The organism is Mycobacterium numidiamassiliense, assembly GCF_900157365.1.
Taxonomy (GTDB): Bacteria; Actinomycetota; Actinomycetes; order Mycobacteriales; family Mycobacteriaceae; genus Mycobacterium; species Mycobacterium numidiamassiliense.
This window is the reverse complement of record NZ_FUEZ01000004.1, coordinates 3,122,119-3,136,707: the sequence shown is the minus strand read 5'-3', so window position 1 is coordinate 3,136,707 and position 14,589 is coordinate 3,122,119. Positions and strand designations below refer to the sequence as shown.

The following is a 14,589-nucleotide window of genomic DNA, read 5'->3' as shown; positions in this document are numbered from 1 at the left end:
AGAATGGGTGACCCGCAAGCGGCGTTGCTAGGGATTTCGTCCGGTGTCAACGATCGATCAGCGGAGCGGTCCAGTGAACGCGAGTGCCGCCCTCCGGTGGACTGGTGACCTCGCAGCGGCCACCGACCTGTTCAGCGCGATACGACATGTTGGCTAGGCCGCTTCGCCGCGGGTTGTCAACGGGCATACCGCATCCGTTGTCAATGATGTCGACAGTCAACATGTCGGCAACGCTGACTTCGACGGTCACTCGGGAGGCGCCGGAGTGGCGAACGGCGTTGCTGACGGCTTCTGCGGTAACCGCTTCGGCGTGGTCGGCAAGGTCGCCGCCGATGGCGGTCATCGGACCATGCATGCGGACGGTGGTGACAATGTCCCGATCTTCAGTCAGGTCGGCGACGATGCGTTGAATCCGATTCCGAAAGCCGCCGTCGACATCCGAGGGAGATTTGAGCTGGAAGATGGTCGCGCGGATCTCCTCGATGATGGTTTGGAGATCGTCCAGCGTGCGGTTCAGGCGGTCGCCAACCTCCGGCGAGCGCACCCGGGCGACCGTGCCCTGCAGATCCATGCCCGCGGCGAACAACCTTTGGATGACATGGTCATGGAGGTCGTGCGCGATGCGCTCACGCTCAGCCACCAGGGCCAGCTGGCGCGCGTGCTCGCGGCCCGACGCAAGCATGAGTGCGATCGCAGCGTGAGTGGCAAAATCACTCACCAGGTCGAGGTAACTGTCATCGAATGCAGGCCGATCTGCGCTGCGGGCGACAGCGATCACTCCAGCGACCTCATCATGGGCTCGCAGCGGCATCAGGATCGCGCTACGTTGCCCGACATCGGTGAATGCTTGAATCGGGTAGCTCAGCGCCTCCGTGATCATCGGCTTACCAGAGCGGAACACACCGCCGCTGCTGGAGTCCTCAACGGGAATCCGTTGGCCAACAACGTCGGAGGCGTTCAGCCCCACCGCCGCAGCGACAAACAGCGTGTCGATTTCGTCAGCAGGTAGGTCGGCGTCGACCGGAACAAGCACGATGGCCTGTTCGGCTTCGGTCAACGCGCAGGCCCGTTCAGCAATCAATTGCAACGGAGCCTGGTTCGGTTCGACAACGGACAGTAGCGCGGTCGTGATTTCCCGGCTCGCGTCCATCCACTTCACCGAGGTGCGCTCCCGCTCGAATAGTTGCGCATTGTCGATGGCGACCGCCGCCGCCAACGCCAGCGCTCGAGCGGCGACCTCGTCGGATTCAGAGAACAGCCGACCCGGCTCATCGTGGGTCAGATACAGGTTGCCGAATACCCTCCCCCGGATGGAGATCGGTACACCAAGAAAAGCCCGCATCGGAGGATGGTGCTCGGGGAACCCGACCGCATCCGGGTGCGTCGTCAGATCCTCTAAACGCAACGCCGGCGTATCGAGGAGTGACACACTGAGAACACCCTTGCCAACCGGTAGGGGCCCGATTCGCCGGGCCGCGTCGGCATCGATTCCTTCATGGACAAATGCGACCAATACGCCCTCGGGATCACGTACGGCCAGTGCCCCATAGGGGGCAGAGGTCAGTTTCCTGGCTGCGAGAACGATCCGCCGCAGTGTTGCGTCCAGGTCCAGATCTGAACCGATCTCGACAATCACGCGCAGCAACTGCTCCATTTGGTCGCGTGCCGCGAGCAATTCGTCTAGTTGCTCGTGCATCTTGCTGACTAGTCCGCGCTGACCTAGTCCGGCAAAAGCCGAGATACTCTCGTCGCTGGCCACCAGACCAGACACCTCCACCACTCTTAGCCCCATGGCAGCTTGCGCGTGTTGCGCAAAGCGACAAGTGCGATTTTGAGCAACGCGGAGATGCCTGCCGCCAGCGTAGTCTCCTTCCGACTAGACCCCAACAGCACGGGATCCACGGCCCTGACGAGCTCGTCGGCGAGTCGTCAGACGACCAACTTCGCGGTCAGCTAGCTGCCCCGAGTGATCGGCGCTGACAGATCCCCCGCTTTAGCGGTCATTTACGCTGTCAGCGCGGCCGGTCAGGCCGGCGATGTGCCCGTATCCGCCACCGGCGGGTGAGATCCATGGTCCAGCTTCGACGCAAACACCGCTGCTTGGGTGCGCCGCTCCATCCCCAGTTTGGCCAGCAAACGAGATACGTAGTTCTTCACCGTTTTCTCGGCCAGGAACATGCGGGCTGCAATCTGTCTGTTAGTCAATCCCTCGCTGAGCAGCGCAAGCAGCGTTCGCTCGCGCTCGGTCAATCCAGACAAGGGATCTTTGTGCTCCGCGGCGCCGCGAAGTTTCGCCATCAAGGCGGCGGCTGCCCGATTGTCCAGTAGCGACTTGCCGGCACCGACGTCCTTGATCGCCTGAGCCAGCTCCATGCCCCGGATGTCTTTGACGACGTAGCCGCTGGCACCCGCCAAGATTGCCTCGAGCATCGCTTCATCCGAGGTGAACGACGTGAGCATCAGGCATCGCAGCTCCGGGAGTTCGGACAGCAGATCGCGGCACAATTCGATTCCGTTGCCATCGGGGAGGCGCACGTCAAGCACGGCGACGTCGGGCCGCAATGCCGGTATTCTCACCAGCGCTTCGGACGCCGAGCCCGCATCGCCAACAACCTCGAGCTCGGGGTCCGATGCAAGCAGATCGGCAAGACCGCGGCGAACGACCTCATGGTCGTCGACCAAGAAAACCCTTACCATTGCAAGTCCTTCCTGCTGGCCCTTCGAGCGAAGAATCAGGGAACCTGCCTCAATATCCCACATCATTCACAATCGCCGCGGTTCATAAACGCTGTTGGTGATTGACGATGAGAAGTGAGCATTCGGCGTCCTGCAGTATGGCACCGCCGATTGGCCCAAAAAATTCGTTGAGGTGCGCATGGTTTCGGGCGCTGACGACCACCGACTTCGGCGTTCTGCGGTTCCGAGCCAGGTAATCCAGAAGTCCGCCGTGCATCACCACCGCTTTGACTCCCAGGTTCGGATAGCGTCGCCTCCAGCGAGCCAGCCGGCGATCAAGGTCAGCGTATGCTCGCCGATCGCCGTCGCGCGCCTTTTCGTCATCGCCCAACGTCGTCGGCGCGCAAACTACTGCGTACACGGTCGCGTTGCGCAGCTGCGCTTCGTCCATGGCGGCGCCCAGCAATACGCCGTTCTCGGCAGAACCGTCTACTTCGACGACAATCTCATGCGGAGGCTGTCCCGGCTCGTCGTGATGGCCGCGAATAATCGCTACGGGGCAGCGCGCCGAAACAGCTAGAGCCGCACCGGTGGAACCCATCCGGCCCGCCTGAAAGTGGCGGAGCCCGACCGCGCCCACACACACCATCGACGCTGATGCCGACGCGCGGATCAACAACCCAATCGGCGGCTCCTGAGAGATCTCCGTCTCGATCTTTACCGCCTTGCCTGCGGCTTGGATCGCCGTGAGCGCTTGCCGGACAGCCATTTTCGCTCCGGCAAGCCTGCCGGCCGTGGTCTGCGGTTCGGCGTCTTGGGCGTCGCACAGCTCAACCGCGTAAAGGAGATGCAAAGGGACGTCGCGGCTCACCGCTTCATCGACCGCCCAGAGCGCCGCGCGTATTGCCGCCTTCGAACCGTCTATACCGACGACGACTGGCCGAGATGTGGGTGACTCATTCATGGCACGGCTTCCGGATTCAATCGCGGATCAGAGGAACTGAGCTGCCGGAATATCCACAATTGGAGGGTAATTCGGGTATCGTCGCGACACCGACGACCACCAACTTGGCATACTGGCGGTTCATCTGGACTCCTGACTAGCGGCCTGAGGGCAGACCACTTTGATCGGCCTAATGTCAGTTTATTTAGCCTGTCGCTGATGACGAAGGGGCCATTAGACCTCAGCTCGGATGCCGTTCGGACGCGCGGCGCGGCTTTATGTGCGTCATCGTATTTGCGCTGATTTTCCAAGAGGTATTTGCTTCCCGCAGTTCGGGCAGAACCTTTCGGCAGGGTGGTGAGCTGCTCCACAACTTGTGCAGAAGTGAGGTTCCGTCGCCGTCAACTGTTGCGCGGGAACGACACCCAAGGGTTGGGCCGCGTCTTGTTCGGTGACAACACCCCCCACCACAACGGACCCATGCGGGACTGGCTGGAAATCAACAGCTTTGACTTCCGCGCGATTGGGCCGACGGTTTCTCACGGCGACAAAGATCGCACGGCCCCCTATCGCGAGCACCAGTAAGACCGCACCTGCGATGTACCAACGCATGTTTGAGCTACTGAACACCGATGCGTCGCCGTACTGCTGCCGCAGATTTGCCGCACTCGTCCGGAGATCGGCCAGCCCGGGATAGTCGGGTGACAACGCCGCGGCCTGGTCGAAATCTTTGATCGCCTCGCCGTATCGGCCGGAGTAGTAATGATCCAGCCCTTTGCGGTAGTAGACATCGGCAGGTCCGAGCGTCGCCTTGACAGCCTTGCCCGCGAGTATTGCCGCGATGCGATCTGCGGGTGCGATGAAGTTGAACGCCTGCGGTTCGCCGACAGGGCCGAAGCTGTTTAGCCCGATCACCCTGCCGTCGAGGTCGACCGTCGGGCCGCCGCTCATGCCTTCGGAAACCGCGGCGTCGACTTCATACTCCGGCATGGTTTTCATGGTCGACTTTTTGCTGACCTTGCCACTCTTGTTCGTTGGGTCTAGCGATGGACCGGTGATCTGTTGAGTAGCCTCCGAAAAACCCACCGTAAGAATCGATGTGCCGATGCTGACGTCGGCATCGCTAGCAAGCTCGGACGATGGCATATTGTGCTGCTCCACCTTGAGCAGAGCGACGTCACCCTTGCCAAGGGGCCGGAAATCGACCACATTGGCCGGCATCTTCCCGGCGACCTTTGTCCCGGTGCCGTACAACACAGTGACGCTAGTCTCGGGACCCCGATCGGGGGTATCACCCTCGACGCGTGCGTTCTTCACAAGCCACCGGAGGGCTGCGGCAGGGTCCCCGGCCTCGGGCGAGTCTGGAAACTGGTTCGTGTAAGTGCTCACCGCGTTTTTGAGTATCAACTGTTTTGCGTTCTGCGGATCGACACAGTGACCTGCGGTCGCCACCCAGCCGTCGGGATTGACGACGAAACCGGTGCAGGTCCAGGTTGCCACAAAGGGAACGGTCGAACCCTCACCAAATTGGGACAGCATCTGGCCGCTGGGCAACCGGACCTGGCCGTAGCTTTGGCCCGCGAGGTACATCACAGCCGGCCGTATCATCGCCGCCGCCCTTTCCTCGGGGTTGACCTGTTGACGCCCGGCGTCTGCAGACGCAACGCCCGGCGATCCAACCAACACCGCGAGGCCAGCCGAGGACAGCAAGGCGAACGCCCGGCCCCATCGAGTGCGTCCAGCCATGATTCCTCCTCGTGTCGACCCTGGTCTTTGACGATCCGGCATGTCGAGTCGCGGCAGTAGGGACCGAAGTCCTATGCCCAGAGGACGTTGGTTTCGACTTAGGCCGTCGGGCACAGGCCTGCATTCGACCAACGCTGCAGCCGGTGCGTCCGGCAATGATCGATCTGAGCGAAGCAAACAACTCGGCGCTCTCGCGTCCCGGAAGAGCTTGGGTCAGGCGCTAATACAAATCCCTGTCATTGACGTCGGATGGTTCCGCACATAGCGCGAAGAACTTGTCCACATCCGCCCGATCGCAGGCTGCCGTACCAGGTGTCATCATCATGGCTGCGCCCGCCGCGATGCCCAACCGAACCGATTTGAAAAGCGGCCACCCACGACTGAGGCCTACCGTGATCGCGGCGACCATCGCGTCGCCCGCTCCGACACCGCTCCCCCCGAGCATCGGAATCGCCGAAAATCGGTGGCTCGCATGCTGCGTCGCAAGCAGCGCACCCTGAGATCCCAGGGACACCAACACGACTTGCGCGCAACCGTTTTCGACGAGTTCATGTGCGGCAGCGAATTGCTCCGACTCGGTGGCCAACGGAAGCCCGATGCATTCCCGCAGTTCACGCACGCTTGCTTTCAGCAGGTACACCCCCGAGGAGACGTGCTGTAAGCCGCCACCCGAGGTGTCCAGAATGAGGCGGACACCGAGATGGCTACAGATGTCGGCCACACGCTGGTAGTAATCACCAGACACGCCCGGTGGCAGGCTACCGCTCGCCACAACGAATTCGGCCGATTCCGCAGCGGTACGCAACTGGTCCATGCACCCCTTTTGTTCTGCGGACGTCAGGCGTGGCCCTGGAAGGACGAAGCGGTACTGCTGGCCGCTGGTGTTCTCGTTGACCGTAAAGCTCTCGCGGGTCGACGCCGCGATCGGAATGTGCCGAAATGGTACTCCCGCCTCGCCGAGAAGCGACATAACAAGATCACCAGTCGGGCCGCCGGCCGGAAATACGGCTGACACCGACCCGCCGAGCACGTGCACGACCCGGGCGACGTTGATGCCGCCACCCCCTGGGTCGTAACGCGTTGTCTCGCAGCGCAATTTCTCGGTCGGCTGTACAGTGTCAACACTTGTCGTGATGTCCAGCGCCGGGTTCATCGTCAACGTGACGATCTGCGGTCGGCTGGGATCCGGCTCGGCTGGCACCCCCATATTGGTTGACTCCGTTCGTAATGTGGTTATAGCCCGCTCGGATAGGTTTCCGGCGTTTCGCCGGCAATCCATAGACTCGTGGGTTCCAGCGGTTCGAGTGCTCGGGTCCGATCGATGTGGATCATCGCGTCGAATTGATCGGCTGGCCGGACGTGGAAGTAGTGGCTCTGCCGTTCCGTGGCGGGCAGGTAGATCACGCCGATGGCGCGCCCCAATCGAACGACGCTCAGCGGTTCTGCGGCTTCCGGGCTGATGTCCGGTGACACCAGGAACGCGCTCCTGCCGGTCTCGTGTAGGAGTTCCTCGATACTGCCGTCGAGCGCGGGCCGAACGGTCTTACGTTCAGCAATACCGCCCCAGTCGCTGGCCGCCGTCACTGTGCCGCCGTACGTGCTGAACCCGATGAGGCGCGACTGATCGCCGTAATCCTGGCGGACAAGTTGACCAAGTGTGAGCTGACCGTCGGCTGAGACCTCGGTCGCCCGCGCGTCACCGACATGAGAGTTGTGAGCCCACACCACTATTCGTGCCGGTGGCACATCGTGGTGGCGGTCCAGATGTTGCAGCAACGCGTCAAGTGTCTGAGCCATGTGCCTGTCGCGCAAATTCCACGACGTAACACGGCCACTGAACATCGCACGGTAGTACACCTCGGCGTTGCGCACCGTTTGCGCGTTTTGCTCGGTGTAGAACAGCTCGTCTTCGGCAAGCAGGCCGTCCCTACGCGCGTAGGCCACTGCATTGCGTTGGATATCGACTAGCTGCTCGATCGCTTGATTTTCACACGATGGGCCGGCTCCGAACGCCGCCGAAAATCCGTACGCCTGACCGTCGTCGGCAGAAGCGTGGTCGAAGCACGCATAGCGCTCCCGCGCCCGAGCTGCCGCCTTCGGGTCGATTTTATCGAGGTAGGTGACGACTTCGTGCATCGAACGATGCAGGCTGTAGAGATCAAGCCCGTAGAAGCCGGCCTGCCGCTGACCGTTTGACTCCTGCCGTTGGTTGCGTAGGCGTAGCCAATCGACGAAGTCACGAACGACGGTGTTGCGCCACATCCAGGCCGGGAAGCGCTCGAATCCGCTCAACGCCTCATCGGCGGTCTCATCCTCGCCAAGGCCGCGGACATACCGATTCACTCGGTAGGCGTCGGGCCAGTCGGCCTCCGCTGCGACGGCGCAGAAACCCTTTTCGTCGATCAGCCATTTCGTGATCGCGGCCCGAGCCTCGTAGAACTCGTGGGTCCCATGCGAACTCTCGCCGATCAAGACGATCCGCGCGTCACCGATGAGCTGCTCCAACGTCTCGCGCGGCGGAATACCGCCCGGGGCATCAATCGCAACGCTGCTGATCACCTCGGCCGGCGTCCGCGTCGAGGGCTGGCCGATCGAGGCCCCTGTCGTCGGGGTCGCGAGCAGCTGGCGAACCTCCTCGTCGCAGACCTGGCTGAAATCCCAGAACGACTCGCCGACCGCGAAGAACGGGGTGGGCATACTCGCGCAGACAACGTCGTCGACCAACCCGGCGAATTCCCGGCAGGTGGATTCTGGAGCGGCCGGCACCGCGATCACGATATGTGCGGGCTCGGCTTCTCGTAACGCCTGCACCGCCGCGAACATACTTGCGCCGGTGGCCAACCCGTCATCGACGAGGATGACCGTCTTGCCGGTCACGTCGAGAGGTGGGCGTCCACCGCGATACGCGGCCTCGCGCCGAACCAGTTCCCGCCCTTCACGCGCGGCGACGGCGCGCAGTTCCTGGGGGGTGATGCGTAAGCCGCGCACCACATCGTCGTTGACCACTACACGGCCCCCACTGGCCATCGCTCCAACTGCAAACTCTTCGTGACCAGGGGCACCGAGTTTGCGCACGACAAAGGCATCAAGCGGGGCGTGCAGCGCCGCCGCCACCTCCCACGCGACAGGCAGTCCACCCCGCGCCAAGCCCAGGACGATCACGTCATGTTGGTTGCGGTAGGCGCTGAGGAGGTTTGCCAACACACGGCCGGCCTCGCGGCGATCGCGGAACACGCGTCGCGGCGAAGGCCGAGTGACATCAGCTGCTCTGGTCATTGCGCACCATGGTCATTCGTCAGTTGGCAGACTGGACCTGAACGCGCCGCTCCGTCGGCTTCGGCTCCGAAACCGGCACCGAGACAGTGAGAATCCCTTTGTCGTAGGTGGCTTCGATGTTGTCTTCGTCCGCGCCCGCCGGCAACGACACGGTCCGAACGAATGAGCCGTAGGAGAATTCCGAGCGACCGTCGAAGTCTTTCTTCTCGGTACGCTCGGCCTTAATGCTCAGCTGGCTGTCACGCACCGTGATGTCGACGTCCTTGGCCGGGTCAACACCCGGCATTTCCGCGCGCACCACGTAGCGGCCGTCCTTCATCTCGTCCTCGAGCCGCATCACGCGAGCGTCCAGGGCGGGACGGAGTCCGGCAAAGGCGGGAAAGCCGCCGAATAGTTCGGAAAGTTCCGGGAAGAGCGACCTCGGCTGACGGCGAACGGCAAGGGTACTCATCGTTTCTCCTAGATTTGAGATTGCGTTGGTTCCGATGCTTATCCGACCAATTAGCCAGGCTCGCCGAAAGGGTCCGAAGTCCCCTGCTTGTGGGTCGTTCGCCTGCTCTGTCAGTTCGCGACCGTCATCGAGCAGGCTGCTCTGCGCCGATGTAGGCCATGACGCGGTCTAGCACGAGCTCGTACGCGTCGCCATCTTCAGCGATATGGCGCAATCCCGAGCGACTAAGAAAGACGTCCAGGCGTCGGTCCAAAGGCCAATCAGCATATGTATCGCCGGCATAGGGCGAGTTCACAAACTGCCGCGCAAGCTCGTCCACACCAGCGTCATGAAGTGACGGCGAAGAAGACATTTCACTCTCCCTGCTGTGCGTGGAGAGCTCTGTCCGAGTAGCGGGAGCGACGCGGATTCCACCATCGAGACGGCCATAGCGAACTAGCGACGAGGAACGCTTGATTGCGATTCAGCTGCTTAGACTCGGGAATCCTCGCACCAGGGCGGAGGCCGCTGGACCGACGGCGCTGCCAGTCAAATCTGGGCCCGCGGCCACCATGCGTCGAAGCATCGGTGTACTCGCCTACCGTAGAAGACATTCCACTTCCTTGTTTTGCAGGCGCCTCTGGATGAGTCGTCAGCTTGTCTTTAATCATTTCGGTGGTCGGCAAATCGCGCATAGGGTCTGAAGTCACCCATTAAAAGGGACATCCATCGGTCCGTTGCATGCCGAGCGCGGTCACTGCTGCTGCGGAGTGCCGGCGAGGTCGGGCTGGAGCCCCAGGTGGGGTCGTATGGCCCTAGTTGCTCAAGCGGCTCATGGCAAATGATCGGCGGTGTGAACGATCGAGGCTATGACGGCGGACTGGGCTTGGCGCAGGCCGCCGCAGGCGCTCAGCGGTTAACCAGCACTGAGGCAGTACGATTGCTGGCCAGCATCACTTACGGCCGCGTCGTCTTCACCCTCGACGCACTTCCGGCGATCCGCCCGGTCAATCATCTGCTGGACGAAGGCCGGATAATCATTCGCACCCGCCTGACAGCATCGATCTCCGCGGCTGTGCGATCGACCGACGGCGTCGTCGTCGCGTATGAAGCCGACAGCATCGACCCACAGAGTCGGACGGGCTGGAGCGTCGTTGTCACCGGGCACGCACGCACCATCACCGATCCCGACCAAGTCTCACGGTACGAGCAACTACTCCATCCGTGGGTCAACCACGCTGACACCGTCGTAGCCATCGAACCTGCGATCATCGCCGGCTTCCGCATCAATGCCACGGAAAACTGAAACCTCGCCGCCGCACGGCGGCTACGATCAGCGGCCCGGGCGTTCGAAGCCAACGACGAGCAACGAGAAGTGGCTGTCGCGCAAAGCCATTGCGCCGGGCGCGCCGAGCAATTGCCGAAGTTCGCCAGCTTGGGCAGCGCCGATCACGGCCAACTCGATAGATTCAGCGTGCTCCGTGAGGTAGTTGAGGAACGACCCCTCGGAATGAAACGTCTCGATTTCGACATCGGCATAGTCGTCCACGCAACGCTGCATGTGTGAGTCGCTCGCGTCGGGATCCCGGAAGTGGCTCGATGGCAATTCGGCGGCTGTCAAAACCCGCAATGGAGCGCATCGGTGTTGGGCCTCATGCAGCGCCATCTGCAGAACGTCGATGCCGTCTGGCGACTCGTCTGCAAGCGCAACTATCCAGCCCTCGCCCACCGCGCCGGTATCGCGGCGGTCGCCTCGGACGATTGCGACCGTGCAGTGCCCAGATTCTGCCAATTCCTTGGCAGTGGATCCCAACCAGACGTCGGGATGCTGGGCGGCCCCGGTGTCCCCGACACACAGCAAAGTCGTGGAACGGGAAGCGTCAATCAACCCCGCCACCGGGTGCCCTTCGATGATCTCGGTCTCGATCTTTACGGGCCTGCCCATTTCGTCAATAGCGCTGCACGCGTTGTGAATAACCTCCTCCGCTGCCACTAGCGCCGCTCCCGCTTCGGCTGGGCTGGCACCTGGGTTTGGTTTGGTGACGTAGAGCAGACGCAGCGGCGTGTCAGTGAGAGCCACCTCGTCGACGGCCCACCGGGCGGCGCGAATCGCCGCCCGGGATCCGTCAACACCGACGACTACCGACTTCGGTGGGTACCTGTCGAACATCAATAACTCCCAGTCGCAAAGGGCGGTGAAAAGCTACCCAGAACGGTACGGATCACGCCGGTGGCTGATCAGAGGACTTAGTCCTCGCCTCGAGGTCCCTTGTTCCCCTCGCGGGTGCTACGCGAGGGCCGTGCCGGTCGCCCTCGCCGCGGACTGTTCGCGGTGAAGAACTAGCTCACGGTGGAGTCCGAGTCGGCCGAGGCGCGCGGAGCTAGAACGCTGAACGGCATGTGACAGTAGGTGATTGGTTGCACTTCGCGCTCGTTGATTGCTATGTTCCGTTGGCCTTCTTCAGATGTGCGATTTCGCTGCCCCATACCGACTGGGCTCCGGCATCACCGATGCGGTAGATCTGAATCATCGACGAGACCCCGACGGTCAGCACCACTACCGCCACGATGATCCTCACTAACGATCCGGACGGGTGGGTTCGGCGTTCAGCAAAACGCAGCGCCACAAGCGCAAGCGCGACGACGAGTAGCGCAAGCGAAAAGTAAATCATTGTGTCGCCCCGCTCGGCATGTTCGCGCAAGATGGGATCGGGGTTGCGCCTTAGGTCATACAGCCATCCGCCGGCGTTTGTGGTGATTGGCGTCAGCACCGCGACGACGATGGCCAGGATCAGCGCGAGCCACGCTAACTGTCCCCGGCGCACGGCGGGCCATAGCGCGCAAGCGATCTCAAGCAAAGCGGTTAGCGGCGCGAGCACCACAATAAAGTGCACAAGCAGGACATGGGCGGGCAGGCCGTTGACAACATTCATAGGACTCCCTATCAGATGGTGGCAGCGCACGGCGGTCGCGATCATAACGCCGCCGAGGGCGGAACCCGTGGAGCCGCGTAGGCCGCTTAGACCGCGGCTTTGGTGAGGCTCTGCTTGCTGGCAAGACCGGCGGGAATGCGGTTTGCTTTATGGCATGTTTGATGATCAGCGACGGCAGGGTGAGCCGACGCCGTCGATCGCCGAACAAGTGGACGCGGCGTCGGCCGGAGAACGGAGCCATGCGGCCGAGCCACACAGTGAGGGCGCATCGGCACGGTTGAACTGGTTAAGAGCGGCGGTGCTGGGCGCCAACGATGGCATCGTCTCGGTGGCCGGCATCGTGATCGGTGTTGCGGGAGCCACCGCACAGCGTGGCACGATTTTCACCGCCGGCCTGGCGGGCCTGGTGGCCGGCGCAGTGTCGATGGCGTTGGGTGAGTACATCTCCGTGTCCAGCCAACGCGACAGCGAGCAGGCCATGCTGACAAAGGAGCGCCACGAACTACACCACATGCCCGACACCGAGCTGGCCGAGCTGACCGCCATCTTCGAGGCCAAGGGCGTCACGCCGCAGACCGCAGCTCAAGTTGCTGAGGAGTTGACCGCCCACGACGCGTTCGCGGCCCATGTCGATGCCGAGCTCAACATCGATCCCGATGACCTGGCCAATCCCTGGCAGGCCGCTGCAGCGTCTGCCGCGTCGTTCATCATCGGCGCCCTGCTTCCGCTGCTGGCGATTCTGTTGCCGCCAGCCGCATGGCGGGTGCCGGTGACGTTCGTCGCCGTCCTGATTGCGTTAGGTCTTGCGGGGGCACTCAGTGCCCGCATAGGCGGCAGCAACGTGCGTCGGGCCGTGCTGCGTGTGGTGATCGGTGGCGCCGCAGGACTTGCGTTCACCTACGGGGTCGGGCACCTCTTCGGCACCGCACTGAGCTGACACGTGGGCGAGGGTTCTCGACCCCCTTGAGCTATCCAAGGTTTCGCTCGTCGGTGGTTTGACCGATCGGCCGGCTGGGCGGTCAGCTCGCATGTAGCAGTGCCATGAATCCGTAGTCCATGTGCAGTTGTTGGTGGCAATGAAACAGTGACAGGCCGGGTTGGTCGGCGAGGAAGTCGATGTCCATAGTCTGATAGCCGCCGAGCATCGCGACGTCCTTGTGCAGCCCAGCGCTGGGTGTTCCGGCGACGTGGGTGATTTCGAAGGTGTGCCGGTGCAAGTGGATTGGGTGGATGTCGTCGGTGGCATTGCGCAAGCGGATCCGGTAGCGCCTGCCCAGCTGGAGGTCATAGACGGGTCGATTGGTGTCCATGTCGAATGGTTTGGCGTTGAGGGTCCATACGTTGAAACCGTTGTCCGCGGCGTTGCGTTTCTCGATCAGCATGTCGATGCTGTGATCGGGAGGGCGCGGCGGAGCCGGGTCGGGTGTGGCGAACAGACGGTAGTCCCATTTGAACGGCGGCGCTGGGGCCCACTGTGGATCGCCGCCGCGGCCGGCGTATTCGACCACGATGCCCATGCCGTTCTGCCGGTCGGAGTCTGCGAGGTCCCCCAGTACCCACACGCCGGGGTTGCTCATCTGCACGATCGCCGAGATCCGTTCGGCGGCACCGAGCCACAGCACCGGTACCGGCATCGGGTGAGGCACCGGGTTGCCGTCCAGCGCGACGACGGTGAAGGTATGTCCGGGCAACGCCAGGCTGCGGTTCTCACCGGCGCTACCGTTGAGCACGTGCAGTAGCACCTGCTGACCGGTTTGCACGCGGATCGGCTCGCCGTGGCCGAGCATGCGTCCATTGATCGCGAACGCGTCATAGCCCACCTCGTAGCCGTGCGGCATGCCGTGCGCTAATGAGGCGGCCATCGCCGATTGGCCCATTGCCCTGAGGTCTTGGTCCTGATCGCCGGCCAGGAAATCGGCGGCCATGTCACCCTGGGTGCTGAAGGCGGGCTGAAACTCCTTGAGCGTGAGAAAGATTTCTTGGTCGTAGGCCCCCGGATTCTGCTTCGGCTCGATGTAAACGGGACCAACCTGGCCGCTGTACTGGCCCCGGGCCAAGTCGGCGCGTGGGACGAGGTGGGTGTGATAGAAGCGGAATCCTGGCGGGCCGGGCACAAACGAGATGCGTCGCATGCCGTGGGCGGGGATGTATGGGGTGCCTTCTTCGGCGGCACCGTCGACCTCTGCAGGTAAATGCTGGCCGTGCCAGTGCAACTGTTCAGAGGTGTCGGTGTCGTTGTGGACGTCCACCCAGGTGGTTTGGCCTTCCTTGAACCTCAGCAGGGGTCCTGGGAACTGCCCGTTGTAGATGGTGGTGGACACCACTCGATCCGGCGCCAACTCGACCATGCCGGTGCCGATGCGCAGCGTGTGGTCGGGCTTGCCGCTCGGCGGCGAGGGCGGACGCGAACACCCCGCTGCAGCCCCCAGGCCACCGGCGGCGGCGATGGCGGCGGTCCCGCCCCATTTCAGGAAATCGCGCCGCCCCACCGCCATGACGCAATCCTCCTGACAGTTGTTCGACTCGGCCGACGGAACTCACCGTCTCACCACTGTTCAGTTTGCGGCAAGCTGATCGCGGCATCC

13 protein-coding genes are annotated in these 14,589 nt (G+C 62.7%); 2 read left to right on the top strand and 11 right to left on the bottom strand.

The genetic code is table 11. The annotated features are described in order from the left end of the window. Positions 1-46: 46 nt before the first annotated feature. The 8 genes from MNAB215_RS23235 to MNAB215_RS23200 form a co-directional block, all read right to left on the bottom strand. Complete coding sequence (locus tag MNAB215_RS23235) at positions 47-1,696, bottom strand: GAF domain-containing sensor histidine kinase (RefSeq protein WP_165691652.1); 1,650 nt, start codon at positions 1,694-1,696, stop codon at positions 47-49. A gap of 329 nt (positions 1,697-2,025) precedes the next feature. Continuing rightward, entirely contained in the window at positions 2,026-2,697 is a 672-nt protein-coding gene (dosR, locus tag MNAB215_RS23230; protein ID WP_077080885.1) for a hypoxia response regulator transcription factor DosR/DevR, read from the bottom strand. A gap of 82 nt (positions 2,698-2,779) precedes the next feature. After that, positions 2,780-3,640 (bottom strand): universal stress protein, encoded by an 861-nt coding sequence (locus tag MNAB215_RS23225; RefSeq protein WP_077080884.1) that lies wholly within the window; start codon positions 3,638-3,640, stop codon positions 2,780-2,782. A gap of 264 nt (positions 3,641-3,904) precedes the next feature. Next, positions 3,905-5,365 (bottom strand): trypsin-like peptidase domain-containing protein, encoded by a 1,461-nt coding sequence (locus MNAB215_RS23220; protein WP_077080883.1) that lies wholly within the window; start codon positions 5,363-5,365, stop codon positions 3,905-3,907. A 220-nt stretch (positions 5,366-5,585) separates the two neighbouring features. Beyond that, on the bottom strand, positions 5,586-6,572 hold the full coding sequence (locus MNAB215_RS23215) for a 1-phosphofructokinase family hexose kinase (protein WP_077080882.1): 987 nt from the start codon (positions 6,570-6,572) through the stop codon (positions 5,586-5,588). A 26-nt stretch (positions 6,573-6,598) separates the two neighbouring features. After that, positions 6,599-8,641, bottom strand: a complete 2,043-nt coding sequence (locus MNAB215_RS23210) for an erythromycin esterase family protein (protein ID WP_083746225.1) — start codon at positions 8,639-8,641, stop codon at positions 6,599-6,601. A 19-nt stretch (positions 8,642-8,660) separates the two neighbouring features. Further along, a complete protein-coding gene (locus MNAB215_RS23205; RefSeq protein ID WP_077080880.1) occupies positions 8,661-9,092 on the bottom strand; it encodes an HSP20 family small heat-shock protein in 432 nt (143 codons plus the stop codon). Between the two features lie 124 nt (positions 9,093-9,216). Further along, positions 9,217-9,444, bottom strand: coding sequence for a hypothetical protein (locus tag MNAB215_RS23200; protein ID WP_077080879.1), 228 nt, complete (start codon positions 9,442-9,444; stop codon positions 9,217-9,219). Between the two features lie 507 nt (positions 9,445-9,951). Here MNAB215_RS23200 and MNAB215_RS23195 point away from each other — a divergent pair. After that, a complete protein-coding gene (locus tag MNAB215_RS23195; protein ID WP_077082258.1) occupies positions 9,952-10,377 on the top strand; it encodes a pyridoxamine 5'-phosphate oxidase family protein in 426 nt (141 codons plus the stop codon). A gap of 27 nt (positions 10,378-10,404) precedes the next feature. On the opposite strand, the gene MNAB215_RS23190 is transcribed toward MNAB215_RS23195, so the two are convergent. Together MNAB215_RS23190 and MNAB215_RS23185 are read right to left on the bottom strand one after the other, a co-directional pair. Continuing rightward, entirely contained in the window at positions 10,405-11,241 is an 837-nt protein-coding gene (locus MNAB215_RS23190; RefSeq protein WP_077080878.1) for a universal stress protein, read from the bottom strand. A 271-nt stretch (positions 11,242-11,512) separates the two neighbouring features. Further along, positions 11,513-12,004 carry a DUF2231 domain-containing protein gene (locus MNAB215_RS23185; RefSeq protein ID WP_077080877.1) on the bottom strand — a complete coding sequence of 164 codons (492 nt, stop codon included), beginning with the start codon at positions 12,002-12,004 and terminating at the stop codon, positions 11,513-11,515. A 154-nt stretch (positions 12,005-12,158) separates the two neighbouring features. Between MNAB215_RS23185 and MNAB215_RS23180 the strand changes: the two genes are divergently transcribed. Then, positions 12,159-12,941 carry a VIT1/CCC1 transporter family protein gene (locus tag MNAB215_RS23180; protein WP_083746223.1) on the top strand — a complete coding sequence of 261 codons (783 nt, stop codon included), beginning with the start codon at positions 12,159-12,161 and terminating at the stop codon, positions 12,939-12,941. An 82-nt stretch (positions 12,942-13,023) separates the two neighbouring features. Here MNAB215_RS23180 and MNAB215_RS23175 read toward each other — a convergent pair whose 3' ends face one another. Further along, a complete protein-coding gene (locus MNAB215_RS23175; protein ID WP_077080876.1) occupies positions 13,024-14,499 on the bottom strand; it encodes a multicopper oxidase family protein in 1,476 nt (491 codons plus the stop codon). Positions 14,500-14,589 lie beyond the last annotated feature (90 nt).